Raw genomic sequence first — 24,987 nt, 5'->3', positions numbered from 1 at the left:
GTTGATACGAAAACTGGTTTTACTGCTGCAGATCGGCCTGGTCTCGGCAGGCTTGCTGCTGGGCTTCTCGGCCTGGAAGCTCGACTCTGCCTTGAAGCAGCCCCTGAATCTGACCCAGGAACAATTGCTCGATGTGCCTGCCGGGTCGACCCCGACGGGTACCTTCAATCGCCTTGAAGCCGACGGTGTGCTTGATGGCGCTTTCTGGTTACGCCTTTACTGGCGCTTCAACCTCGATGGCCAGCCGCTGCACAGCGGCGAATACCGCATGACGCCTGGCCTGACCGCTGAAGGCCTGATCGGTTTGTGGCAGCGTGGCGAAGTGGTGCAATACAGCCTGACGCTGGTGGAAGGCTGGAACTTCCGTCAGGTACGGTCGGCCCTGGCCAAGCACGAAAAGATCGTGCAGACCTTGTCGGGCCTGAGCGACAGCCAAGTGATGGACAAGCTCGGCCACGCTGGCGTGTTCCCTGAAGGGCGATTCTTCCCTGATACCTATCGCTTCGTGCGCGGCATGACCGATGTCGAATTCCTGAAAAAGGCCTACAACCGCCTCGACGACGTCCTTGCCCAGGAGTGGAGCAAGCGCGCCGCCGATGCGCCGTACACCGACCCTTACCAAGCGCTGATCATGGCCTCCCTGGTAGAGAAAGAGACCGGCGTACCGGAAGAGCGCGGGCAGATCGCCGGCGTATTCGTGCGCCGCATGAAGATCGGCATGCTGTTGCAGACCGATCCGACGGTTATCTATGGCCTGGGCGAACGCTACACCGGCAAGCTGACCCGCGCTCATCTCAAGGAAGCCAACCCCTACAACACCTACATGATCGCCGGCCTGCCGCCGACGCCGATCGCGATGGTCGGCCGCGAGGCGATCCACGCAGCGCTGAACCCGGTGTCGGGCAGCAGCCTGTACTTCGTCGCCCGCGGTGATGGCAGCCATATTTTCTCCGATGACCTGGATGCGCATAATGCCGCCGTGCGTGAGTTTCAGCTCAAGCGCCGGGCCGACTATCGCTCCAGCCCGGCGCCGGTGGTAAAACCATTGGAAGACCCGGCGGCTCCGGCCGATGCGCCGACTCACGCGCCGGTGGTGAAACCATCGGAAGACCCGGCGCCACCTGCCGATGTGCCGACTCAAGCGCCGGTTGAAAAGCCGACCGAGCCTGCGCCGGCCACCGCCGCGCCGCAAAGCCCGCAATGACTCTGACTAAGGACTGCCTGTGACTGGCTTGTTTATTACCCTGGAAGGCCCGGAAGGCGCCGGCAAAAGCACCAACCGCGATTACCTGGCCGAGCGCTTGCGCGCCGAGGGTGTTGAAGTGGTGCTGACCCGTGAGCCCGGCGGCACGCCGTTGGCCGAACGCATTCGTGAAGTGCTGTTGGCTCCAGGTGAAGAACAGATGAACCCGGACACCGAGCTGCTGCTGGTGTTTGCTGCCCGTGCCCAGCACCTGGCTGAAGTGATCCGCCCGGCACTCGCGCGCGGCGCCGTGGTGATTTGCGATCGTTTTACCGATTCCACCTATGCCTACCAGGGCGGTGGCCGTGGCTTGTCCCTGGGGCGCATCGCTGCACTGGAAACCTTCGTCCAGGGCGATTTGCGCCCCGACCTGACCCTGCTGTTCGATCTGCCGGTGGAAGTCGGTATGGCGCGTGCCAGTGCCCGCGGTCGCCTGGACCGCTTCGAGCTGGAAGGGCATGCGTTCTTCGAAGCCGTGCGCTCTGCATTCCTCACGCTCGCCAAGGCTGAGCCGGCGCGTTACTCCCTGCTGGACGCGGCCCAGCCGCTGGCTCAGGTACAACACGCCATTGACGCTCTGCTACCCAAACTCCTGGAGCGCGCCCGTGGCTGAAGCCTATCCGTGGCAGGACAGTCTCTGGCAACAATTGGCTGGCCGCGCGCAGCATGCCCACGCCTATTTGCTGCACGGGCCGATCGGTATCGGCAAGCGCGCATTGGCCGAGCGGCTCATGGCCAGCCTGCTGTGCCAGCGCCCGGTCAATCTGGAAGCCTGCGGCGAGTGCAAATCCTGCCTGTTGCTTAAGGCCGGAAGCCACCCCGATAACTATTTGCTGGAACCCGAGGAAGCCGACAAGGCGATCAAGGTCGACCAGGTGCGTGACCTGGTCAGCTTTGTGGTGCAGACCGCGCAGATGGGCGGGCGCAAGGTGGTCCTGATCGAGCCGGTGGAAGCGATGAACATCAACGCCGCCAACGCCTTGCTCAAGAGCCTGGAAGAACCCTCGGGTGATACGGTGCTGTTGCTGGTGAGCCATCAGTCCAGCCGCTTGTTGCCGACCATTCGCAGCCGCTGTGTTCAACAGGCCTGCCCTTTGCCAAGCGAAGCCCTGAGCTTGCAGTGGCTGGCCCAGGCGCTGCCTGAGTGTTCGCAGGACGAACGGGTCGAGCTGCTGACCCTGGCCGCCGGTTCACCGCTGGCTGCCGTGAAGCTGCAAGCCCAAGGCGTGCGCGAGCAGCGCGCGCTGGTGGTGGAGGGCGTCAAAAAGCTGCTCAAGCAAGAGCAGTCCGCGACGCAACTGGCCGAAGGCGCCTGGAAAGACATTCCCTTGTTGTTGCTGTTCGACTGGTTCTGCGACTGGTCGAGCCTGATCCTGCGCTACCAGTTGACCCAGGATGAAAGCGGCTTGGGCCTGCCGGATATGCGCAAGGTGGTGCAGTACCTCGCGCAGAAAAGCGCGCAAGACAAGGTGCTGAATATTCAGGACTGGATTCTGGCCCAGCGCCAGAAGGTTCTCGGCAAAGCCAACCTCAACCGCGTGCTGTTGCTTGAAGCGCTGCTGGTGCAGTGGGTCGGCCTGCTCGGCCGCCGTTAATTTCAGTGGCCGACGGGTGTATCGTTGGCCGCATACTTTCCGTGACTCAACTTTCCGGACTCAAGTCGTAACTTCCTATGCTCGTAGATTCCCATTGCCACCTTGATCGCCTCGACCTTGCCCAGCACGGCGGCTCCCTCGATGCCGCCCTTGAGGCAGCGCGCCAGCGCGGAGTAGGGCACTTCTTGTGCATCGGCGTGAGCGCCGAAAACGCTGCCGATGTCAAAGCACTGGCCGATCGGTATGCCGATGTCGATTGCTCGGTAGGCATCCACCCGCTGGACCTCAAGCCCGGTGAAGCGCCGGCCCTCGATTGGCTATTGGGCGAACTCAACCACCCCCGTGTGGTGGCCATTGGCGAAACCGGCCTGGACTATCACTACGAGCCGGAGGCCGCCGAGTTGCAGCAGGCCTCGTTTCGCCTGCACCTGCACGCCGCGCAGCAAACCGACAAGCCGGTGATCGTCCACACCCGCGGCGCCCGCGCCGACACGCTGACCCTGCTGCGCGAAGCGGCGTTGCCCCAGGCCGGCGTGCTGCACTGTTTCACCGAAGACTGGGACATGGCCAAGGCCGCCCTGGACCTGGGCTTCTACATTTCCCTGTCCGGTATCGTCACCTTCCGCAATGCCGACGCCTTGCGCGACGTTGCGCGCCAGGTGCCTGCCGACCGCCTGCTGGTGGAAACCGACTCGCCGTACCTGGCGCCGATCCCCCATCGCGGCAAGCCGAACCTGCCGGAATATGTGCGCGACGTGGCGGATTACCTGGCAATGCTGCGGGGTGAGTCGTACGAGCGCTTTGCCGAGCAGACCACCGAGAACTTCAAGCGGTTGTTCCCGCTGGCCCATGTCGCCGGGTAAAGCAGGCAAATCGCAGGCAAAAAAAACCCGGGTTCTGGGGGGTGAATCCGGGCTAAGACCATTAGGAGTAAAACAAGGGCACGCAGTCCGTCGGTACCCAGGTCGACGCGTCACTTGGGGGAGATGCCACGTCGACAGTTCAAGTATTGATCAGTATCGGATTCAGTCCAGTCACATCTGATCGTTTTTTAAACAGATTTGGAATACGCGCGCTTCGCTTGAGTTCTCATTGCGCAGGTGCACAGGGGTAGTTGTTGCGTATTATTTCTGACTGATATCAAGCAAATCGTTGGCGTGCTGAAAGTAAAGTGCGTCGCGGGTTCACATAGACGTTGCCCAACGACCGTTCAGTCGGGATAATCCCTCGCACCGGGTAAATCGTATCGCCACGTATTCATGGCCCTGCGCAACCCTCCCTATTTCGACCTTTGCAGACCTCTTCCTCATGCACAAAGAACCCCGTAAGGTCCGTGAGTTTCGCCGCCGTGAGCAGGAAATTCTCGACACCGCACTCAAGTTATTCCTTGAACAAGGTGAAGACAGTGTCACCGTCGAGATGATTGCGGATGCCGTGGGTATCGGCAAAGGCACGATCTACAAGCACTTCAAATCCAAGGCCGAGATTTACCTGCGCCTGATGCTCGACTATGAGCGCGACTTGAACGAACTGCTGCATTCGGCTGACGTGGACAAGGACAAGGAAGCCCTGTCCCGTGCCTACTTCGAGTTCCGCATGCGTGATCCGCAGCGCTACCGCCTGTTCGACCGGCTGGAAGAGAAGGTGGTCAAAGGCCATCAGGTGCCGGAAATGGTCGAGGAACTGCACAAGATCCGCGCCTCGAACTTCGAACGCCTGACCTTGCTGATCAAGGGCCGCATCAGCGAAGGCAAGCTTGAAGATGTGCCGCCTTATTTCCACTACTGCGCCGCCTGGGCGTTGGTGCACGGCGCGGTTGCGCTGTACCACTCGCCGTTCTGGAGCAATGTGCTGGAAGATCAGGAAGGTTTCTTCCAGTTCCTGATGGATATCGGCGTGCGCATGGGCAACAAGCGCAAGCACAGCGCTGAACTGCCAGGCGCTGAGCCGAAGAGTGCCGACACCTCTGCTACTTAAGCTATTCCCGACAGTGATGGCGCAATGAATTACTGCCAGTTGCAGTACCCCAGGAATATACTCAGGCAAGGACCTTGCTAAAAGTTGATTTATAAGTCAGCTTTTAGCTCGCCCGTACAATCCTCTGCCGGAGTGATCCATGATCGTTGATCGTCAAGGCAGGCGGTTTCGCAATTTGCGGATCAGCCTGACCTCAGCCTGCAATTACGCATGTACCTACTGTGTGCCTAACGGCAAGCGGTTGGTGGCTGCCCAGGACGAACTCTCGGCCGAGGCCATGGCCCGTGGCGTGGCTTATCTGATCGAAGCGGCGGGCATCGAGCGCCTGCGCATCACCGGCGGCGAGCCGCTGGTCAGCCCCAAGCTGGAAGCCTTCATGGGCGCGGTGGGCGGGATGGGGCTCAGTGATATCAGCCTGACCACCAACGGCCAACTGCTCGCCCGCAAATTGCCACTGCTGGTGGACGCCGGTATTCGCCGCATCAACGTGTCCCTCGACACTTTGGACGCCGACGCTTTCCGCAGCATCGCCCGTGGCGGTGACTTGGCCACCGTGCTGGACGGTATGGACCAGGCCCGCGCTGCCGGGATCAAAATCAAAGTCAATATGGTGCCGTTGCGCGGGCAGAATCTCGACCAGGTGATGCCGCTGCTCGACTACTGCCTGGAACGCGGCTACGAGCTGCGTTTTATCGAACTGATGCGCATGGGCCACCTGGCCAAGGACTCCAATGCGTTCCTGCAACAATTCGTCAGCCTGCAGCAATTGCTCAGCCTGATCGGCGAACACCACGAATACCTGCAAGCCAATGCGCCGGTGGACGCCACCGCGGTGCGCTACGAAGTGCCAGGCAAGGGTTTTTTTGGCGTGATCGCCAACGAAAGCGTGCCGTTTTGCCGTACCTGTTCGCGCCTGCGGCTGTCATCCACCGGCTGGTTGCATGGCTGCCTGTCGTCGAGCAACCGTCACTACATCGGCGACCTGCTGGACAAACCGCGTCACCAGGCGTTGCCGGCCTTGCAAGGCTTGTTGGTGAAGGCGTTGGGCGATAAACAGGAAGTGGCCTTCTCCGGTGGTGCGACGATCATGAAGATCATCGGCGGCTAGCCAAAACTGGCTGAACCCTGTGGGAGCGGGCCCGCTCGCACATTTGTTGTGTGTTGTTCTTGAATGGCGCGGATTCTGCATCTTGTGCCCATTCGCCGGTTTTCCGTCACCGGCTTTTGGAGGATTGGGATGCGTAGTCTGGTTTTGTTGCTGGCGTCGTTGACGCTGAGTGGTTGCATGACCGTCAGCGATATGGCCGAAGGCACCCGCTATCAGATGAGCGACGCCGGGTTGCTGGACCACAGTGATACCCGCCGTACCGCGTCAGTTCGCATACAGCCGGACTCCTTTGTCTTTATCGCCCAAGGTGCTTTCGTACCGCCGGGCAGTGCCTACCCGCGTCCTAACGTGGTGGCCGAAGAAGCCTTTAACGGCTTCGTCGAATATTTCCCCATGGTGCGCCGCGCCCGCAAGCCTGAAGGCCTGGAACAGGCCATGGCCGAAGCCCGTGGAGCGGGTGCACATTACCTGCTGTATTGCCGTTTTGCGGCAGCCGATGACCGTATCGGCAATGCCGATGAGTGGACCGATCAGCAGGCATTGGACCGCGTGGGACTCGACAGCGGCGTCATCCAGATCATGTTGATCGAGACCAGCACCCAGTATTTGATTGATACTGCACGCATTCGCAGTCGTGGCGGTTTACTGACGTTCCACGACAACAAGCCAGAAGATCTGATTGCCCGCCCTCTGGCGAAGTACGCCCGAGGCCTGCTGGGCATGAGTGATCAGTAACCCAGCACGTAGATAAGGGAGAGCCCATGACCGATTCCGCCAAGGCCAATGATCTGTTGGCTCAACTGCCCAAGGGCAAGGGGCCGGCACCGGTGCATCTGTGGAACCCGGATTTCTGCGGCGCTATCGACATGCGCATCGCTCGCGACGGCACCTGGTTCTATCAGGGCACGCCCATTGGGCGTAAGCCGATGGTCAAGTTGTTTTCCAACATCATCCGCCGCGATGGCGATGAGTATTTCCTGGTGACCCCGGTGGAAATGGTCGGCATCACCGTCGATGATGCGCCGTTTGTCGCGCTAACCCTTGAAGTCGAAGGGCAGGGCGAAAGCCAGGTATTGCGCTTTACCACCAATGTCGATGAACAGGTCGAAGCCGGGCTTGAACACCCGTTGCGGGTGGTGATCGACCCGGTCACCCAAGAGCCCGCGCCTTATCTGCGGGTGCGCACCAACCTCGAAGCCCTCGTGCACCGCAACGCGTTCTACCAATTGGTCGAGTTGGCGGTGAGCCGTCCGATCAACGGTCAGAACTGGCTTGGCGTATGGAGCGGCGGGGAGTTTTTCCGCATTGGCCTTGAGCCTTGAGGCCGGTTTTTTCATCTTTCTGAAATAATTCGCTTGCTGCAGGTGGACGCTTTCGGTTATCAATTTGTACATGATTAGACATGTCCGATTTGATAAGAAAAAACGCGTCGTCGACGAGCTCATCCGCCGTATCGAGGGCGGAGTAATGGCCGACGGTTTCCTGCTGCCGGGCGAGCATCAGTTGGCCGAAGAGTTTGCGGTCAGCCGTGGCACCCTGCGCGAAGCCTTGGCTGAGCTCAAGCGGCGCAACTACATCGCCACCCAGAGCGGCGTCGGCTCCATTGTCACCTTCGACGGCATGGTGCTCGACCAACGCAGCGGCTGGGCCCAGGCCCTGGCTGATACCGGCGCACGGGTCATCACTGACATCCTGCGTTTGGAGGCGGTGACCCGTCCCGACCTGCTCAGCCGATTCGGCAGTGACCAATTCATCGCCCTCGACCGCCGTCGGCGCACCACGGACGGCACTGCTGTGTCCCTTGAGCGCTCGCTGATGCCTGCCGCCGGTGGCCTGGAAGGCTTGCCCCGTGTCGGCCTGATCGACGACTCCCTGACCATTACCCTGGCCGCTTACGGTTATGTCGGCGCCGAAGGTGACCAATGGATCGGCGCCGAGCCCCTCAGCGATGAAGACGCCGAGTTGCTTGGTCGCCCAGCCGGCACCGTGTTTCTCAAGGCTTCGCGCACCACCTACGACCGCCGTGAGCGCTTCATGGAGTACGTCGAAAGTCTGCTCGACCCTCTGCACTTTCGCCTGCACCTGCAGTTTGGAGCTTCAAAATGACCTCGGAAAATCGCGCCCTTGGCGCCTTCTACGGTCTGGCCTTGGGCGACGCCCTGGGTATGCCCACCCAGTCCCTGAGCCGAGAGCAGGTGCAACAGCGTTTCGGTGCCATCACCGCCCTGGAAGACGCCGACGCCGACCAACCCATCGCGCCGAACATGCCGGCCGGCTCCATCACCGATGACACAGAACAGGCGATCCTGGTAGGCGAGTTGCTGGTGGAAGGCCAAGGCAAGATCGAACCGACCGTGCTCGCCCAGCGCCTGATCGATTGGGAAGCCGTGATGCGCGCCAAGGGCTCGCAGGATTTGCTCGGGCCATCGACCAAGCGCGCAATCGACATGATCCTCGCTGGCCACACCCCGGAGGAGTCCGGGCGCTATGGCACCACCAATGGCGCTGCCATGCGCATCACGCCTGTGGGGATTGCCGCGGATGTCAGCGATCCGGCGCAGTTTATCCAGGCGGTGATTCAGGCGTGCCAAGTCACTCACAACACCAGTCTGGGCATTTCCAGCGCGGCGGCCGTTGCGGCGGTGGTCTCGGCGGGTATCAACGGTGTGGATCTGGGAGAGGCGCTGAACATCGGCACCCAAATCGCCCAGCAGGCGGAAGGCCATGGTCACTGGATTGCCGGCGGACGCATCGCCACCCGCATCAGTTGGGCGCGGACCTTGAGCGTCGGCAGCGGCGACAAAGCCCTGTTTGCCGACCTGCTGTACGAACTGATCGGTACCTCCGTCGCGTCCCAGGAGTCGGTAGTGGTGTCGTTTGCCCTCGCACAGCAAGTGGCGGTGGGCGCGATGAATGCCTTAGAGGCCCTGTGCCTGGCCGCCAGCCTCGGCGGCGACACCGACACCATCGCCGCGATTCTCGGCGCCATGTTGGGCGCGTGCCTGGGGATGCAGTGCTGGCCTGAAGAAATGATCGAACAGGTCAAGGCCGTCAATGGCCTGGATTTGCAGCCGTTGGTCCAGGGGCTGCTTGATCTGCGCTAAGTACCGCAGCTCAAAACCATGGGAGCGGGCTTGCCCGCGATAGCGACCTGTCAGTCACTGATGCACCAACTGGAAGGTCGCTATCGCAGGCAAGCCAGCTCCCACATTAAATCGTAGGTGAGTCAGGACGACCGGTTAAAGCTTTGAGTATCTGCCACAACCACAACAATACAGGCACCAGGAGCACCCCTCATGAGCACCCCTTCTTCCGGCCAAAGCGCCGGGCAATTGGAAACACGTGGTATCGAACCGGTCCCGGAAAGCGAGTGCAACGGCCATCCGCTGCAACTGTTCTGGGTGTGGTTCGCCGCTAACATCAGCATCCTCGGCTTGCCGCTCGGGGCTACTCTGGTGGCGTTTCGTGGCCTGGCAATCTGGCAGGCAATCATCGTCGCTATTCTCGGCGCCGCCGGCTCTTTCGCGGTGGTGGGCATCATCTCCATTGCCGGCCGGCGTGGTCGTGCACCGAGCTTGACCCTGTCGCGCGCGATCTTCGGCGTGCGTGGCAATATCGGCCCGACCATTGTGTCGCTGATGTCGCGCCTGGGCTGGGAAACGGTCAACACCACCACCGCTGCCTTCGTGCTGCTGTCACTGTGTTCGATCCTGTTTCATTCGCCGGTCGAGGCGAAAAGTGCACCGGTTCTGACACTGATATTCATCGCCATTTTCGTGCTGCTGACCTTGTCCGTGTCCGGCCTGGGTCACGCCACGCTGCTGGTGATTCAGAAGTGGGCCACTTACGTATTCGGCGGTTTGAATATTCTGGTGGGCGGCTTCCTCTGCGCAACCATCGACTGGAGCGCGGTGTTCAACGCCACCCCGGCACCGCTGAGCGCGATGATCATTGGCGTCGGCACCATGGCCGCCGGCACCGGTATCGGTTGGGCCAACGCCGGTGCCGACATGTCGCGCTACCAGCACCGCAGCGTCAAAGCTGCGCGCCTGGTGGCGTCTGCCGCATTTGGTGCGGGAATTCCGTTGGTGCTGCTGATCACCCTCGGCGGCCTGCTGTCGGTCGGCAACAACGACCTGGCCTCGGCCACTGACCCGATCATCGCGATCCGCGACATGCTCCCTACCTGGATGGCCGTGCCGTACCTGATCACCGCGTTTGGTGGGCTGCTGCTCTCCAACAACCTTTCGGTGTATTCGGCGGGTCTGACTACCTTGACCCTCGGCTTGAAGGTCAAGCGCGTACACGCGGTCATCGTTGATATTGTGGCGATCTTCGCCGGTTCGATTTACTTCATGCTGATCGCCGACAGCTTCTACGGCCCGTTTATTACCTTCATCTCGCTGCTGGCGGTGCCGATCACTGCGTGGGTCGGGATCTTCGTGGTCGACCTGATTCACCGTCACTACTACAGCGCCAAAGACCTGCTGGACGTGAGCCCAAGCAGTGCCTATTGGTACCGCGGTGGTGTGGAGTGGCGTGCATTCGGCGCCTGGGCTGTGGCGATCGTGTTGGGTTTCAGCTTCACCACCATCGGCACTACCGCCGAAAACATCTGGTTCGCCGGGCCGTTGTCCGACTCCTGGCTGGGCCACAACGGCCTGGGCTGGATTGTCACCTTCCTGGTGGCCGGCGGTATTTATGCCGTACTGGGCGGCGCGGCTGACCGTCGTTCAGCGTTAGTAGAGAGCCCCAATGTCTAGATTGCTGCACACCGGCCAGGTCATCGTCGACCTGGTCATGGCCCTCGACACCTTGCCCGCAACCGGTGGCGACGTACTGGCGCAATCCGCCAGTTTCGAAGCCGGCGGTGGCTTCAACGTGATGGCGGCGGCCCGGCGCAATGGTTTGCCGGTGGTCTACCTGGGGCGCCATGGAGCAGGGCGCTTCGGCGACCTGGCCCGCGCTGCCATGCAGGCCGAAGGTGTGGAGATAGCCCAGGATGCCAGCGACGATAAGGACACGGGCTTGTGCGTGTCGCTGACCGAGACCACCACTGAGCGCACCTTCATTTCCCACATCGGCGCTGAAGGTGACTTGAGGGCTGAGGATTTGGCGGGCGTATTACCGCGCGCGGACGACTATGTGTACGTCAGCGGCTACAGCCTGTTGCTCGAAGGCAAGGCCCGGGCCTTGCTCGATTGGCTGTTGGCGCTGCCGCGTGAAATCACGGTGGTGTTCGACCCGGGGCCGTTGGTCAAGGCGCCGGATTCGGCGTTGATGATTGCCTTGCTGCCGCGTATCGATATCTGGACCAGCAACGGCCCGGAAGCGCTTGCGTTTACCGGCACGGGTACGCTGGCCGATGCGCTGCTGGCGCTCAATCGCCACCTGCCTGCCGAAGCATTGCTGGTGGTGCGCGATGGGCCCAATGGTTGCTGGGTGAGCCAGCAAGGCAAGGCTGAGCATGTGCCGGGGTTCAAGGTGCAAGCGGTGGACAGCAACGGCGCGGGCGATGCCCATGCCGGTGTGTTTCTGGCCGGGTTGGCCAAGGGCTTGGCGCCCGCTGCAGCGGCACGCAGGGCCAATGCGGCGGCAGCGTTGGCGGTCACGCGCTGGGGCCCGGCGACTTCGCCCGGGGCTGACGAAGTGGATGCGTTGTTGGCAGAATAGGGCGTACTCAGCACGGAGCAACGCAATGACTCAGAATATCTACGACACGCCTGCCTTCTTCGAGGGCTACAGCAAGATGGGCCGCTCGGTTGAAGGCCTGGCCGGTGCGCCCGAGTGGCCTGCGTTGCAGGCACAGTTGCCGGCGATGCCTGGCTTGAACGTGGTGGACCTGGGCTGCGGCTACGGGTGGTTCAGTCGCTGGGCCCAGGAGCAGGGCGCTGCGCATGTACTCGGTTTGGACGTGTCACACAAGATGCTGGCGCGGGCCAAAGAGATGACCTCGGCGCCCGCTATCACCTATGCAGTTGCCGACCTGGAGCAGCTTGACCTGCCGGCGGCCTCATTCGATCTGGCCTACAGCTCCCTGGCGTTCCATTACATCGTCGACCTCAAGGGCCTGTTCGAGCGTATCCACCAGGCGCTGGTGCCCGGCGGGCGACTGGTGTTTTCCATTGAACACCCTATTTTCATGTCGCCGCGCAATCCAGGATGGCTGGTCGATGATCAAGGCCGAAAAAGTTGGCCGTTGGATGGCTATCAAATCGAAGGGCCACGGGTCACCAACTGGCTGGCCGATGGGGTGATCAAACAGCACCGTACGTTGGGCACGTTGCTCAATCTGTTGATTCAGGCGGGGTTTGCGTTGAGTCATATCGAGGAGTGGGGCCCAAGCGAGGCGGACCTGATTGCGCGGCCAGAGCTGGCCGAAGAGCAAGAGCGCCCTATGATGCTGCTGGTGTCGGCCCACCGCTGATCTCACTGGCAAATCGGATCAACCTGTGGGAGCGGGCTTGCTCGCGAATGCCGAGTGTCAGTCGACATCTCAGCTGACTGACCCACCGCATTCGCGAACACGCCCGCTAGCACATGGGTGTCGAGTGCCTGATCTGAGCCTGGTCTAACCCGTCTTTCTCAAGGCCTAGATACGCGCGGCCTTGCGCTTCTTTGCGGCGGTATATTTGGCTTTGCTTCCAAGAGGCATTTCACTAGTCCCACTGGCCCTGCTGCCAGGGCCAGGCCAGACAAAATGGATCAGTGACGGCTTTCACCTTCCAACTTGCGCGCCTCGTCCACGCCGGACGCGGTCAACTTGATCGGCAGGTTCAACGAATATTCACCGGCGTCGTCGGTGGTCACATGCCCATCCTTGATAAGCCCACGGTCCTGCAGGAATGCCAAGACACTGGCAACCTCCTTCTCGCCGCGGTAGTTATCCAGCACCTCCTTGCCCAAACCGTTCGGGTGGGCGTGCAACAGGCGGGTGAGGACTTCTTTTTCAAGGTTTCTATCGACGTTCATGTGTACCTCTTCACTGGGAAATGATCGGGTGTAAGTCGTGCTATCGCTGCATCAAGGCGCGGGTTGTTTCGGTGCGCCAGGGATGTTGTTGTCATCGCCTTTATTGACCTTCGGCTCGTTGCTGATACCTGGGCCCATTTTGCCGTTGCCCACCGCAGCCGGTGCCTGACGCTGGGTGTCGGCACCTTTGGTGCGTGGGTCAGCGCCGTTGTCGATAATCGCGCCACCATTGGTGTCGAGGCCGGTACCCATCGAATCCTGGGATTCCTGGGTGGCAGGGCTTGGCGGGCTGCCGACGGGGTCAGTCTTGCCGGTCGACGACGTCGCGGCGAAGGCGCTCAGCGAGGCGGCAGACAGCAGGCCGGTGAGGGCGAGGGCGGCAAACTTGGAATTCTTCATGGGGGTGTCTCCATATGATTAATGTCCTTACCCTTTATTGGTCCGCGCCCGTTTCTGGTTCGTGCCTTGATGGCGACGAACGGTATCAAGTTACCTGTAAGATTTTGTGTGCCGAGCGCTGGCGCCAGATCAATCGCGCCACCGTAATCAGCCAGTTGAGCACGGCCACGCCCAGCACACTCGCCAGCAGCGTCGGCAGGCCGTAGTCGACGATGAGCTTGCCGGCCAGCCAGGGAAACCCGAACACGCCGATAAAGTACGCCAGGCTGAACAGCAGCAGTGCCTGGGACGTAGTGCCGGACGGCGCCTCGCTGGCCACCAGTCCATTAATCACCGAATACGTGAGGCCATATCCAACCCCCAACATGGCAGCTGCCAGCAGGTAGCTGAAGTTACCGCTGACGCCAAAAGCAAACAGCGCGATCGACCCGAGCATGATCCCGGATAACACGCAGGCGGCCCGGTAGGCGTCACGCTTGACCACGTGGCCGGCGATCAACAGGCGGCTGGTGATGGCGGCACTCAGGAAACCCGCGAAGAACAGCGAATAGTCCAACCCATGGGCCGCTGCATAGCTGGTCTGGAACGAGGACAGCCCGCCAAATACACAGCCACCCAGGCCGACCATCAAGATCGCAAATGCCGCTTTGGATGACAGCACTCGGCGGCTGGAAGCCCAGGAAATTTTCGAGGTGGGCACATTCGCGTGATGTTTGAGGCGTGCGCCCATGCGCCAGAACATCACAACGCCGGCGAGGCTGGCCAACCCCGCAATATAGAAGGCCGTTGTAAGCGGCAGGTCCAATGCACTGGCGGCTCGCCCGAGCAAAGGGCCGGCACCGATTCCGCTCAACATGCTGCCCGACAGCAGCGCAAAGTATTTGGCCCGCTGGTGGGACTCCACCAGCAGTGTCACGATGATCGGACCCAAGGTGTAGAACACGCCCCAGCCCAACCCCAAGGACAGCCCGAACAGCATCAGGCCTTGACCAAAACCCGGCGTCAGCGCAAACCCCAGGCAGGCCACCACCAGCAACACGCCCATCCCCGCAATAGCCCGTGCAGCGCCCACGGCATCGGCCAAATGCCCGCAAAAAACCACCGCCACGAACGTGCTGAGCATCGCCATGGAAATCACGCTGCCGGCATCATGCTCGTTCCCCCCGCGCGAATGAATCAATAGCGACAGCAGAAACGTCGAGCCGTAGGACAGCGACAACAAGAAGCTGGCAAGGCAGAACAGCGCGAATGTCTTCGCGCCCACCGCAGGCGTGGTGTGCATGAACAAGTCTCGAATCGTTGGATTTATACGCTCTGTTTACCATGCACGACCCGGCGGATTGTTCTGTGGTTGGTGGTGCTCGGGTTACCGCGCGACGGAGTAAAGCACCCCAGTCACCGCGAAATTGCACTGCAATCCGTCATCAAACCGCCTTAATATGTGGGCTTTGAATTTGCCCAAGGCTCGCCCATGACCATCGAGATTCGCCCCGCCGTACCCAGCGATGCTGCGCAGATCCTGACGTTCATCACCGAGCTTGCCGAGTACGAAAAGGCCCGGCATGAAGTGATCGCCAGTGTGGTGGATATCGAGCGCAGCCTGTTCAGCGAGGGTGCCACCGCCCATGGCTTGATCTGTTCGCGGGACGGCTTGCCGATTGGCTTTGCGGTGTTCTTTTTCAGTTATTCCACGTGGTTGGGCAGCAACTGCCTGTACCTCGAAGACCTGTATATCAACCCCGAGCAACGCGGCGGCGGTGCGGGCAAGAAACTGTTGCGCCACCTGGCCCGGATCGCCTGCGACAATGGCTGCGGGCGTTTTGAGTGGAGCGTGCTGGACTGGAACGAGCCGGCGATTGCCTTCTACAAATCCATCGGCGCCCAGCCGCAGGAGGAGTGGGTGCGCTACCGCATGGAAGGTGACGCGCTGCGCGATTTCGCCATCGGCTGAAAACACTTCTCTTAAAGCACCCAAGATCAAAAATGTGGGAGCGGGCTTGCTCGCGAATGCGGTCGTTGAGCCAATGATTTATTGACTGACCCACTGCATTCGCGGGCAAGCCCGCTCCCACATTATTTTTTGATTTTATTCCAATATGTGGGATGCAAATTTATATATTGAGATATTTCAAATGATGGGTTTATAGTCGGCTGCATCAGCACTCACTACCAAAAATAAAACAGGTGAAGCGATGCAGCCCCAACCGTTGTCGTTACCCGCCGTCCCCGAGCCTACCTATGGCGAGCGGTTGAAGAACAAAGTGGTGATCATCACCGGTGCCGCTCAAGGCATTGGCGAGGCGATCGTCGCCTGTTTCCAGGCCCAGCAGGCACGCCTGGTGATCGCGGATATCCAGGGCGAAAAAGTCGAAAAAGTCGCCGCGCATTGGCGCGAACGCGGTGCGCAAATCGTCGCGCAAGCCGTCGACATCACCTCCAAAGAGCAATGGCAGTCGCTGGTCAACCTGGCCATTGAGCGCTTTGGTCGCGTGGATGTGCTGGTCAATTGCGCAGGCGTCAACGTGTTCCGTGACCCACTGCAGATGACCGACGAAGACTGGCGCCGCTGTTTCGCCATCGACCTCGACGGCGCCTGGTTCGGCTGCCGCACGGTGTTGCCATTGATGATCGAACAGGGCATCGGCAACATCATCAACATCGCCTCCACCCACTCCAGCCACATCATCCCCGGCTGCTTTCCCTATCCCGTCGCCAAGCACGGCCTGCTCGGGCTCACTCGCGCCCTGGGCATCGAATACGCGCCCAAGGGCATCCGCGTGAATGCCATCGCCCCGGGGTATATCGAAACTCAGCTCAATGTCGATTACTGGAACGGTTTTCCTGACCCTCACGCCGAGCGTCAGCGCGCCTTCGATTTGCACCCGCCCAAGCGTATCGGCCAGCCGGTAGAAGTGGCGATGACGGCACTGTTCCTGGCGACTGACGAGGCGCCTTTTATCAATGCAACCTGCCTGATGATCGATGCGGGCGTTCTGTGATGTACCACGACTAAATCCAACAAGAGGTGGTTCATGTTTAAGAAGACACTCGGCACCCTGGCACTTGCGATCGCTTTCAGCGGCTTTGCATCCGCCGAAGAGGTGAAGATCGGCTTTCTGGTCAAGCAAGCCGAAGAACCCTGGTTCCAGACCGAATGGGCCTTCGCCGAAAAAGCCGGCAAGGACCAGGGCTTCACCGTGATCAAGATCGCCGTGCCCGACGGCGAGAAAACCCTTTCCGCTATCGACACCCTCGCTGCCAACGGCGCCAAGGGCTTTGTGATCTGCCCGCCGGACGTGTCCCTGGGCCCTGCGATCATGGCCAAGGCCAAGCTCAACGGTTTGAAAGTGCTGGCGGTGGATGACCGTTTCGTCGACGCCAAAGGCAAGCCCATGGAAGACGTGCCCTACGTCGGCCTGGACGCCTACAAAATCGGCCAGAAACAAGGCGAGGCCATGGCCACCGAAGCCAAGCATCGCAACTGGGACTGGAAGGACACCTACGCCGTCATCAACACCTTTGACGAGTTGGAAACCGGCAAGAAACGCACCGACGGTTCGGTAGAAGGCCTCAAGGCCGCCGGCTTGCCGGCCGACCACATCCTGTTCAGCGCACAGAAAACCCTCGACGTGCCGGGCAGCATGGACGCCACCAACTCGGCCCTGGTGAAACTGCCCAGCGGCGCGAAAAACCTGCTCATCGGCGGCATGAACGACAGCACCGTGCTGGGCGGCGTGCGCGCCACTGAAAGCGCCGGGTTCAAGGCTGCCAACGTGATCGGGGTCGGCATCAACGGCACCGATGCGATTGAAGAACTGAAAAAATCCGACACCGGTTTCTACGGCTCAATGCTGCTCAGCCCTGACGCGTCGGGCTACAAAACCGCCAGCGCGATGTTCGCGTGGGTCACCAAAGGCACCGAGCCTGCCAAGTTCACCGCCCTGGATAACGTCACCCTGATCACGCGCGCCAACTTCAAGGAAGAGTTGAGCAAAATCGGTCTGTGGAAATGACCGGCGCGGCCCTGCGCTTCAACGGCATCGGCAAGGAATTTCCCGGGGTCAAAGCCCTGGCGCAGATCAGCTTTGAAGCGCGGCCGCACTCGGTGCATGCGCTGATGGGCGAGAACGGCGCAGGCAAGTCCACGCTGTTGAAGATCCTCGGCGGCGCCTACATTCCGAGCAGCGGCACCGTGCAGATCGGCGAGCAGACGATGGACTTCAAATCCGCCGCCGACAGCATTGCCAGCGGCGTCGCGGTGATCCATCAGGAACTGCACCTGGTGCCGGAAATGACCGTGGCGGAGAACCTGTTTCTCGGGCATCTGCCGTCGCGTTTCGGGGTGGTCAACGGCGGCCTGCTGCGCAAGCAGGCGTTGGCATGTCTCAAAGGCCTGGCCGATGAAATCGACCCGCAGGAAAAGCTCGGGCGGCTGTCCCTGGGCCAGCGCCAACTGGTGGAGATCGCCAAGGCGTTGTCCCGTGGCGCCCATGTGATTGCCTTCGACGAGCCCACCAGCAGTTTGTCGGCGCGGGAAATCGACCGGCTGATGGCAATCATCACGCGCCTGCGCGATGAGGGCAAAGTGGTGCTGTATGTGTCGCATCGCATGGAAGAAGTGTTCCGTATTTGCGATGCGGTGACGGTGTTCAAGGACGGCCGCTTCGTGCGCACCTTTGACGACATGGCCACGCTCACCCACGACCAATTGGTGACGTGCATGGTCGGGCGCGACATCCAGGATATCTACGATTACCGCCCGCGCGAACGCGGTGAAGTGGCGCTCAAGGTCGAGGGTTTGCTTGGCCCGGGCCTGCGTGAAGCGGTCAGCTTGCAGGTGCACAAGGGCGAGATCCTTGGGCTGTTCGGGCTGGTCGGGGCAGGGCGCACCGAACTGCTGCGCCTGCTCAGCGGGCTGGTGCGCAGCACGGCCGGGCAACTCGAACTGTGTGGGCAACCGCTGCACTTGCGCTCCCCGCGTGACGCTATCGCCGGTGGTGTGCTGCTGTGTCCGGAAGACCGCAAGAAGGAGGGCATCATTCCGCTGTCCAGTGTGGCCGAGAACATCAATATCAGCGCACGGGGTGCCCATTCCACGTTTGGCTGGCTGTTGCGTGAGGGCTGGGAGAAAGGCAACGCCGACCAGCAAATCAAGGCGATGAAAGTCAAAACGCCGAACGCACAACAGAAAATCATGTACCTGTCCGGCGGTAATCAGCAGAAGGCCATCCTCGGTCGCTGGCTGTCGATGCCGATGAAGGTATTGCTGCTCGACGAGCCGACCCGTGGCATCGATATCGGCGCCAAGTCGGAGATCTACCAGATCATCCACAACCTGGCGGCCAGCGGCATCGCGGTGATCGTGGTGTCCAGCGACCTGATGGAAGTGATGGGCATCTCTGACCGCATCCTGGTGATGAGCGAAGGCGTGCTGACCGGCGAGTTGAACCGCGAACACGCGGACGAAGCACAGCTATTGCAACTGGCACTTCCGCGTACGCGGGCTTGAAGAATTCGAGGTGAATGATGTCCCAGGTAAAAACTGCAAAAGGCTTCTGGCCGGGTTTCAACCAGCGCAAGTTTCTGGATGATTGGGTGATGCTGCTCGCCGCGTTGAGCATCTTTGTGCTCAGTGCGCTGTTTATCGACAACTTCCTTTCGCCGCTGAACATGCGTGGCCTGGGCCTGGCGATTTCTACGGTCGGCATTGCCGCGTGCACCATGTTGTTCTGCCTGGCGTCCGGGCACTTCGACTTGTCGGTGGGCTCGGTGATTGCCTGCGCCGGGGTGGTGGCGGGGATTGTGATTCGTGACACCGACAGCGTGGTGCTCGGCGTGTCGGCCGCATTGGCCATGGGCCTGGTGGTGGGGCTGATCAACGGGATTGTGATCGCCAAGCTGCGCATCAATGCGTTGATTGCCACATTGGCAACCATGCAGATCGTGCGGGGTCTGGCCTACATCTTCTCCAACGGCAAGGCTGTCGGCGTGATGGATGAGCGGTTCTTCGTGTTCGGTAACGGCCAACTGATGGGCGTGCCGGTGCCGATCATCATCACCGTGCTGTGCTTTGTGTTTTTCGGCTGGCTGCTCAACTACACCACCTACGGGCGCAACACCATGGCCATCGGCGGTAACCAGGAAGCGGCGTTGCTGGCCGGGGTGAACGTTGATCGCACCAAGATCATTATCTTTGCCGTGCACGGCTTGATCGGCGCTTTGGCCGGGGTAATCCTCGCGTCGCGCATGACGTCGGGCCAGCCGATGATCGGCCAGGGTTTTGAATTGACGGTGATTTCCGCCTGTGTGCTGGGCGGTGTGTCGCTGAGCGGTGGCATCGGCATGATCCGCCATGTGATTGCCGGCGTGCTGATTTTGGCGATCATTGAAAACGCGATGAACCTGAAGAACATCGACACCTTTTACCAGTACGTGATCCGTGGTTCGATCCTGTTGCTGGCGGTGATTATCGACCGCATGAAGCAGCGTTAGAAACCCGGTCTCAACAACACTGAAAATCCAATGTGGGAGCGGGCTTGCTCGCGAATGCGGTGTATCAGACGCAGATGTGCAAACTGACATACCGCATTCGCGAGCAAGCCCGCTCCCACATTGGATCTCCACTGTATTGAGGTTCAGCATTTGCCATAATGGCGCCGTTTTCGTACTTCCCAATAGGCCCGATATGCAGGAAAACGCCCACACCCCCGTCAAAGACGCCGCGCCCACCGGCACCCAGACCCTGCTGCGTGGCCTGGGCGTGGTGCAAGCGGTGGCGGCCGGTGCGCGGGATCTGAAAGAGATCGCCAGGCGCATCGGCACCACCCGCAGCACCACCCACCGCCTGGCCAGTTGCCTGGTGGAAGAGCGTTACCTGCGCGTGGTGCCGCAAGTCGGTTACCTGCTGGGGCCGAAGTTGATCGAATTGGGCTTCCAGGCCCGTGAAGAACTGCCTCTGGTGAGCCTGGCCGTGCCTTATCTGGACGAGCTGTCGGCGCTGACCGGCGACACCATCCACCTGGCCATTCGCGAATACGACGACGTGCTCTACCTGCACAAGAATCCCGGCCGCAACGGCCCGGAAATGCGCTCGCGGGTCGGCCATCGCATGCCGTTGGCGCGCACCGGTATCGGCAAGGCGTTGCTGCTGGATGATTCGGTCGAGGAGTGGCAGCGTCTGTACGAAGTCAGCTTGCCTGCCGGCGGGAAAAGCCTGCAATGGCCGCAGCACCCGGAGCAATCCTGGGCACAGTTCGAGCAGCGCATGCGCGAATACGTGGTGGGGGGTTATGCGTTCGATCTGGAAGACAACGAACCGTCGATCCGCTGTGTGGCGGCACCAGTGCGCGATGCCAGCCGGCGAATCGTCGCCGGCATCAGCATCGCCAGTACCGTGCCCTACATGCCGCTGGAAAAAATGGCCGAGCTGATTCCTGTGATCAAACAGGTCGCAGCCCGGCTGTCAGCGGAGTTGGGCGCAAAGGCCTGATCAGGCCTTCAGGGTCGCCATGTCGATGACAAAGCGGTACTTCACATCACCGGCGATCATGCGGGTGTAGGCTTCGTTGATCTGGCGGATGTCGAGCATTTCGATATCACACGTGATGTTGTGCTCGGCGCAGAAATCCAGAACTTCCTGGGTTTCGGCAATACCGCCGATCAAGGAGCCGGCCAGCACTTTACGACCCAACACCAGCTTGGCCGCATTCACAGGCGGGTCCACCGGCTCGATCAAACCAACCAGGATATGCACGCCGTCAAAGCGCAGCACGTCGAGGTAGGGGTTCAAGTCGTGCTGCACCGGAATGGTGTCCAGCAGGAAGTCGAAGTGCCCGGCAGCGGCTTTCATCTGCTCGGCGTCGGTGGACACGATCACGTGGTCGGCGCCCTGGCGGCGCCCTTCCTCAGCCTTGCTTGCGGAGCGGGTGAACAGCGTCACTTCCGCGCCCATCGCCTTGGCGAACTTGATGCCCATGTGGCCCAGGCCGCCCATACCCAGAATGCCAACTTTGTCGCCAGCCTTCACGCCGTAGTGCTTGAGCGGCGAGTAGGTGGTGATGCCGGCGCAGAGAATTGGCGCGGCGCTGGCCAGGTCGAGCTTGGCCGGAATCTTCACCACGAAGTGTTCGCTGACGACGATGCTATCGGAGTAGCCGCCCATGGTATTGCTGCCATCGACCCGGTCCGGGGTGGCGTAAGTCATGGTCGGGCCTTCGAGGCAATATTGCTCCAGGTCCGCATGGCAGGCGTCGCAGTGGCGGCACGAGTCGACCATGCAGCCGACGCCAACCAGGTCGCCGACTTTATGCGCGGTCACTCTGGCGCCGACGGCGGTGACTTTGCCGACGATCTCGTGGCCCGGCATCAGTGGGTAGACGGCAATGCCCCATTCGTTGCGAGCCTGGTGGATGTCGGAGTGGCAGACGCCGCAGTAGAGGATCTCGATGGCCACGTCATCGGCGCGCGGGCTGCGACGTTCGAAGGACATGGGGGCGAGGGGAGTGGTAGCCGACTGGGCGGCATAACCGATGGCGGTGTACATGAAGAAACCTCGCAAAAGGAATGACTAGGGAGGCGGCGCATTCTCCGCGCCCGGCCTGGCTGCGGCCATGGCGATTGCTCCGAACCTCATGCCTAAAGCTCCGGAGGAGCAGCTAAAAGCGTCAAGCCTTAAGCTGCACGCTATAAACTGCACGCTCTCTTGCTGCTTGAGGCTTGAAGCTTGCAGACGCTCAGATCTGAAAACTCCCGAGAACTGCTTTTATGTTATTGACCCGCCATCTCGACGCCAACGCCACGCTGGTGGCCTTGATAAAAGGGCTTACGCCCCGCGACGGTTTTTCCCCGACGAACCTGCCGGGCGTGCAGGTATTGCGCGCCAGTTGCGACGTGGCGCGCGGGCCACAGATTTATGAGCCGAGCCTGATGATCGTCGCCCAGGGCAGCAAAGTCGCCTATCTGGGCCCGCGTACGCTGGAGTATGGCGCGGGGCACTACCTGATCCAGGCGATGCCGGTGCCCTTCGAATGCGAGACCTTTGCCCTGCCGAATGCGCCGCTGTATGGCGTCACGGTTGGCATTGACCGCGTGGTGCTGGGCGAGTTGGTCATGGCCATGGGCATTCAGGCGGGGCCGCCGCCGACGGCGCAGACCCTGGAGTCGATGAGCTCGGTGGTGCTCGATGATGCGATGCGCGGGTGCGTCGAGCGGCTGTTGCACTGCCTGCACGATCCGCTGGAGAGCCGGATCATGGGCCCGGCACGGGTGCGTGAGTTGTTGTTCACGGCGCTGCGCGGGCCGCAGGCGGATGTGTTGCGCGCCTTGGTGGAGCAGCAGGGGCAGTTTTCGCGAATCGCCACGTCGTTGAATCACCTGCATGCCCATTACGCCGAGCCGTTGAATATCGAGACCCTGGCAGGTTATGCGCACATGAGTGCGTCGACGTTTCATGAGCATTTCAAACGCTGCACGCTGTTGTCGCCGGTGCAGTACCTGAAGCGTTTGCGCTTGCTCAAGGCTCAGCAATTGTTATTGGTAGAAGGCATGGGCGTGGCGCAGGCGGCGCACAGCGTGGGGTATCAGAGTACGTCGCAGTTCAGTCGCGAATATAAGCGCTACTTCCTGCGTAATCCGGGTGAAGAGCGCGCGGCCTAGGTTCTGTTGATACAACTCGGTCAATGTGGGAGCTGGCTTGCCTGCGATGGCATCCGCTGAGTTTTACTGACAGACCGAGTCGCCTGCATCGCGGGCAAGCCCGGCTCCCACAGAAAGCGGGTTCCACATTCGATTTATGCCGGCCACAAAAAAGGCCCCCGTCTGGGAGCCTTTCAGGTCAAGCAATCGACTTACATATTCGGATAAGTCGGCCCACCCGCGCCTTCCGGTGTTACCCAGGTAATGTTCTGCGAAGGGTCCTTGATGTCACAGGTCTTGCAGTGCACGCAGTTCTGGGCGTTGATCTGGAAGCGCTTTTCGCCGTCTTCCTTGGTGATCACTTCATACACGCCGGCCGGGCAGTAGCGCTGCGCCGGTTCATCGTAGAGCGGCAGGTTGGTGCTGATCGGGATGCTCGGGTCCTTGAGCTTCAGGTGGCACGGCTGTTCTTCTTCATGGTTGGTACCGGAGATGAACACCGAGCTCAGCTTGTCGAAGCTCAACTTGCCGTCGGGTTTTGGGTAGTTGATCTGCTTGCTGTCTTTGGCCAGCTTCAGGCAGGCGTAGTCCGGCTTGGTGTCGTGCAGGGTGAACGGCATTTTGCCGCCGAGGATGTTCTGGTCGAACCAGTTAAAGCCGGCGCCGATGATCGGGCCGAACTTGTGCATCGCCGGGCCGAAGTTGCGGCTGGCGAACAGTTCTTCGTAGAGCCAGCTGGCTTTGAAGCTGTCGACGTAGTTGGTCAACTCGTCGCCGCCTTCGGATTCGGCAAACAGACGTTCGGCCACCGCGTCAGCCGCGAGCATGCCGGACTTCATGGCCGTGTGGCTGCCTTTGATCTTGGCCACGTTCATGGTGCCCAGGTCACAGCCAATCAATGCGCCGCCCTTGAATACCATCTTCGGCAACGAGTTGATGCCGCCTTTGGCCAGGGCACGGGCGCCGTAGCTGATGCGCTTGCCGCCTTCCAGGTATTGAGCCAGAACCGGGTGATGCTTGAGGCGCTGGAACTCATCGAACGGCGACAGGAAGGTGTTGCTGTAGGACAGGTCGACGATCAGGCCGACCACCACCTGGTTGTTTTCCAGGTGATAGAGGAACGAGCCACCGGTGTTCTCGTTGCTCATGATGTCCAGCGGCCAGCCGGCGGTGTGCACCACCAGGCCTGGCTGATGTTTAGCCGGGTCGATTTCCCAGATTTCCTTGAGGCCGATGCCGTAGTGCTGGGCGTCGGCGTCGCTGTCCAGGTTGAAGCGCTGGATCAGTTGCTTGCCGATGTGGCCACGGCAGCCTTCGGCGAACAGCGTGTACTTGCCGCGCAGTTCCATGCCAGGGGTGTAGACGCCTTCTTTTGGATTGCCTTCGCGGTCGACGCCGAGGTCACCGGTGATGATCCCGCGGACCACGCCGTTTTCGTCGAACAGTGCTTCCTGGGCGGCGAAGCCTGGGTAGACTTCCACACCCAGGTTCTCGGCCTGTTGGGCCAGCCAGCGGCACAGGTTGCCGAGGGAGATGATGTAGTTGCCCTCGTTGTGCATGGTCTTGGGCACAAAGAAGTCGGGAACCTTGGTGGAGGTGTCGGCGCTGCGCAGTACATAGATGTCATCGCGCACCACGGGGGTGTTGAGCGGGGCGCCGAGTTCCTTCCAGTCCGGGAACAGTTCGTTCAGGGCACGTGGTTCGAACACGGCACCGGAGAGGATATGTGCGCCGACTTCGGAGCCTTTCTCGACCACGCAGACGCTGATTTCTTTACCGGCTTCGGCGGCCTTCTGCTTCAGTCGGCAGGCGGCAGACAGGCCTGCCGGGCCAGCGCCGACGATGACCACGTCGAATTCCATGTATTCGCGTTCCACAGGCTATCTCCTACTCAAGGCTCAACAGGCTTTTTTTCTAATGGGTGGAGGTTCGGTGTCGTGTCCGTCATCGCTGCAAAAGGGCAGGGGATGACCCACCTTTCTCTCTAGGTGGCGCATTATATCTACACCACTGGCAGCGTCCAATACAAACGTTTGTTTGAATTGCTTGGAAGCTAGGTA

General features: G+C 60.9%; 24 protein-coding genes and 1 pseudogene. 20 read left to right on the top strand and 5 right to left on the bottom strand.

Annotated features, from left to right (window positions below; all coding sequences use genetic code 11):
* Nucleotide 1: 1 nt before the first annotated feature.
* From mltG to ACDZ94_RS00765, 13 genes are all read left to right on the top strand, one after another.
* On the top strand, nucleotides 2-1,204 hold the full coding sequence (gene mltG, locus ACDZ94_RS00825; protein ID WP_064453754.1) for an endolytic transglycosylase MltG: 1,203 nt from the start codon (nucleotides 2-4) through the stop codon (nucleotides 1,202-1,204).
* A gap of 19 nt (nucleotides 1,205-1,223) precedes the next feature.
* The gene (tmk, locus tag ACDZ94_RS00820) at nucleotides 1,224-1,856 is read left to right on the top strand and encodes a dTMP kinase (protein WP_432750943.1); all 633 of its coding nucleotides are present in this window, start codon (nucleotides 1,224-1,226) and stop codon (nucleotides 1,854-1,856) included.
* A complete protein-coding gene (locus ACDZ94_RS00815) occupies nucleotides 1,849-2,838 on the top strand; it encodes a DNA polymerase III subunit delta' (RefSeq protein WP_221295478.1) in 990 nt (329 codons plus the stop codon). The genes tmk and ACDZ94_RS00815 overlap by 8 nt, the downstream gene beginning before the upstream one ends.
* A 77-nt stretch (nucleotides 2,839-2,915) precedes the next feature.
* Nucleotides 2,916-3,701: a TatD family hydrolase gene (locus ACDZ94_RS00810; protein ID WP_432750942.1), complete on the top strand. Its 786-nt coding sequence runs from the start codon at nucleotides 2,916-2,918 to the stop codon at nucleotides 3,699-3,701.
* Between the two features lie 445 nt (nucleotides 3,702-4,146).
* Complete coding sequence (locus ACDZ94_RS00805) at nucleotides 4,147-4,815, top strand: TetR/AcrR family transcriptional regulator (protein WP_064453750.1); 669 nt, start codon at nucleotides 4,147-4,149, stop codon at nucleotides 4,813-4,815.
* A gap of 139 nt (nucleotides 4,816-4,954) precedes the next feature.
* Nucleotides 4,955-5,923, top strand: coding sequence for a GTP 3',8-cyclase MoaA (locus ACDZ94_RS00800; RefSeq protein ID WP_259763519.1), 969 nt, complete (start codon nucleotides 4,955-4,957; stop codon nucleotides 5,921-5,923).
* A 129-nt stretch (nucleotides 5,924-6,052) separates the two neighbouring features.
* On the top strand, nucleotides 6,053-6,658 hold the full coding sequence (locus ACDZ94_RS00795) for a DUF4823 domain-containing protein (protein WP_128588377.1): 606 nt from the start codon (nucleotides 6,053-6,055) through the stop codon (nucleotides 6,656-6,658).
* A gap of 26 nt (nucleotides 6,659-6,684) precedes the next feature.
* Nucleotides 6,685-7,245 (top strand): DUF1285 domain-containing protein, encoded by a 561-nt coding sequence (locus ACDZ94_RS00790; protein WP_432750941.1) that lies wholly within the window; start codon nucleotides 6,685-6,687, stop codon nucleotides 7,243-7,245.
* A 70-nt stretch (nucleotides 7,246-7,315) separates the two neighbouring features.
* Nucleotides 7,316-8,029, top strand: coding sequence for a GntR family transcriptional regulator (locus tag ACDZ94_RS00785; RefSeq protein WP_064453747.1), 714 nt, complete (start codon nucleotides 7,316-7,318; stop codon nucleotides 8,027-8,029).
* Nucleotides 8,026-9,027: an ADP-ribosylglycohydrolase family protein gene (locus ACDZ94_RS00780; protein WP_221295473.1), complete on the top strand. Its 1,002-nt coding sequence runs from the start codon at nucleotides 8,026-8,028 to the stop codon at nucleotides 9,025-9,027. Before ACDZ94_RS00785 ends, ACDZ94_RS00780 begins: the two co-directional genes overlap by 4 nt.
* 192 nt (nucleotides 9,028-9,219) lie before the next feature.
* Entirely contained in the window at nucleotides 9,220-10,686 is a 1,467-nt protein-coding gene (locus ACDZ94_RS00775; protein ID WP_064453745.1) for a purine-cytosine permease family protein, read from the top strand.
* On the top strand, nucleotides 10,679-11,596 hold the full coding sequence (locus tag ACDZ94_RS00770; RefSeq protein ID WP_432750940.1) for a PfkB family carbohydrate kinase: 918 nt from the start codon (nucleotides 10,679-10,681) through the stop codon (nucleotides 11,594-11,596). Before ACDZ94_RS00775 ends, ACDZ94_RS00770 begins: the two co-directional genes overlap by 8 nt.
* A gap of 25 nt (nucleotides 11,597-11,621) precedes the next feature.
* On the top strand, nucleotides 11,622-12,350 hold the full coding sequence (locus tag ACDZ94_RS00765) for a class I SAM-dependent methyltransferase (protein ID WP_221295471.1): 729 nt from the start codon (nucleotides 11,622-11,624) through the stop codon (nucleotides 12,348-12,350).
* Nucleotides 12,351-12,628: 278 nt separating this feature from the next.
* On the opposite strand, the gene ACDZ94_RS00760 is transcribed toward ACDZ94_RS00765, so the two are convergent.
* From ACDZ94_RS00760 to ACDZ94_RS00750, 3 genes are all read right to left on the bottom strand, one after another.
* Nucleotides 12,629-12,895 carry a hypothetical protein gene (locus ACDZ94_RS00760; RefSeq protein ID WP_064453742.1) on the bottom strand — a complete coding sequence of 89 codons (267 nt, stop codon included), beginning with the start codon at nucleotides 12,893-12,895 and terminating at the stop codon, nucleotides 12,629-12,631.
* Between the two features lie 51 nt (nucleotides 12,896-12,946).
* Complete coding sequence (locus ACDZ94_RS00755) at nucleotides 12,947-13,294, bottom strand: hypothetical protein (protein WP_064453741.1); 348 nt, start codon at nucleotides 13,292-13,294, stop codon at nucleotides 12,947-12,949.
* Between the two features lie 85 nt (nucleotides 13,295-13,379).
* A complete protein-coding gene (locus tag ACDZ94_RS00750) occupies nucleotides 13,380-14,576 on the bottom strand; it encodes an MFS transporter (RefSeq protein ID WP_262666022.1) in 1,197 nt (398 codons plus the stop codon).
* Between the two features lie 189 nt (nucleotides 14,577-14,765).
* On the opposite strand from ACDZ94_RS00750, the gene ACDZ94_RS00745 reads away from it, so the two are divergent.
* From ACDZ94_RS00745 to ACDZ94_RS00720, 6 genes and pseudogenes are all read left to right on the top strand, one after another.
* Complete coding sequence (locus ACDZ94_RS00745) at nucleotides 14,766-15,245, top strand: GNAT family N-acetyltransferase (RefSeq protein ID WP_221295470.1); 480 nt, start codon at nucleotides 14,766-14,768, stop codon at nucleotides 15,243-15,245.
* A gap of 241 nt (nucleotides 15,246-15,486) precedes the next feature.
* A pseudogene (locus ACDZ94_RS00740) lies at nucleotides 15,487-16,307 on the top strand (SDR family oxidoreductase).
* 19 nt (nucleotides 16,308-16,326) lie between these two features.
* Entirely contained in the window at nucleotides 16,327-17,307 is a 981-nt protein-coding gene (locus tag ACDZ94_RS00735) for a substrate-binding domain-containing protein (RefSeq protein ID WP_064453737.1), read from the top strand.
* Nucleotides 17,304-18,803 carry an L-arabinose ABC transporter ATP-binding protein AraG gene (gene araG, locus ACDZ94_RS00730; protein WP_064453736.1) on the top strand — a complete coding sequence of 500 codons (1,500 nt, stop codon included), beginning with the start codon at nucleotides 17,304-17,306 and terminating at the stop codon, nucleotides 18,801-18,803. The genes ACDZ94_RS00735 and araG overlap by 4 nt, the downstream gene beginning before the upstream one ends.
* Nucleotides 18,804-18,820: 17 nt before the next feature.
* Entirely contained in the window at nucleotides 18,821-19,786 is a 966-nt protein-coding gene (araH, locus tag ACDZ94_RS00725) for an L-arabinose ABC transporter permease AraH (protein ID WP_017138344.1), read from the top strand.
* Nucleotides 19,787-19,979: 193 nt separating this feature from the next.
* Nucleotides 19,980-20,783, top strand: coding sequence for an IclR family transcriptional regulator (locus ACDZ94_RS00720; protein WP_064453735.1), 804 nt, complete (start codon nucleotides 19,980-19,982; stop codon nucleotides 20,781-20,783).
* On the opposite strand, the gene ACDZ94_RS00715 is transcribed toward ACDZ94_RS00720, so the two are convergent.
* The gene (locus ACDZ94_RS00715; RefSeq protein WP_432750939.1) at nucleotides 20,784-21,836 is read right to left on the bottom strand and encodes an NAD(P)-dependent alcohol dehydrogenase; all 1,053 of its coding nucleotides are present in this window, start codon (nucleotides 21,834-21,836) and stop codon (nucleotides 20,784-20,786) included.
* Nucleotides 21,837-22,057: 221 nt separating this feature from the next.
* On the opposite strand from ACDZ94_RS00715, the gene ACDZ94_RS00710 reads away from it, so the two are divergent.
* Nucleotides 22,058-22,948 carry an AraC family transcriptional regulator gene (locus tag ACDZ94_RS00710; RefSeq protein ID WP_064453733.1) on the top strand — a complete coding sequence of 297 codons (891 nt, stop codon included), beginning with the start codon at nucleotides 22,058-22,060 and terminating at the stop codon, nucleotides 22,946-22,948.
* A 191-nt stretch (nucleotides 22,949-23,139) separates the two neighbouring features.
* Here the strand turns inward: ACDZ94_RS00710 and ACDZ94_RS00705 are convergent, their stop codons facing one another.
* Nucleotides 23,140-24,804, bottom strand: a complete 1,665-nt coding sequence (locus ACDZ94_RS00705; RefSeq protein ID WP_432750938.1) for an electron transfer flavoprotein-ubiquinone oxidoreductase — start codon at nucleotides 24,802-24,804, stop codon at nucleotides 23,140-23,142.
* Nucleotides 24,805-24,987 lie beyond the last annotated feature (183 nt).

The organism is Pseudomonas sp. UBT, assembly GCF_050915955.1.
Classification (GTDB): domain Bacteria; phylum Pseudomonadota; class Gammaproteobacteria; order Pseudomonadales; family Pseudomonadaceae; genus Aquipseudomonas; species Aquipseudomonas antarctica_A.
Note: the sequence above shows the minus strand (reverse complement) of the source record. Positions and strands in the feature narration are given on the sequence as shown.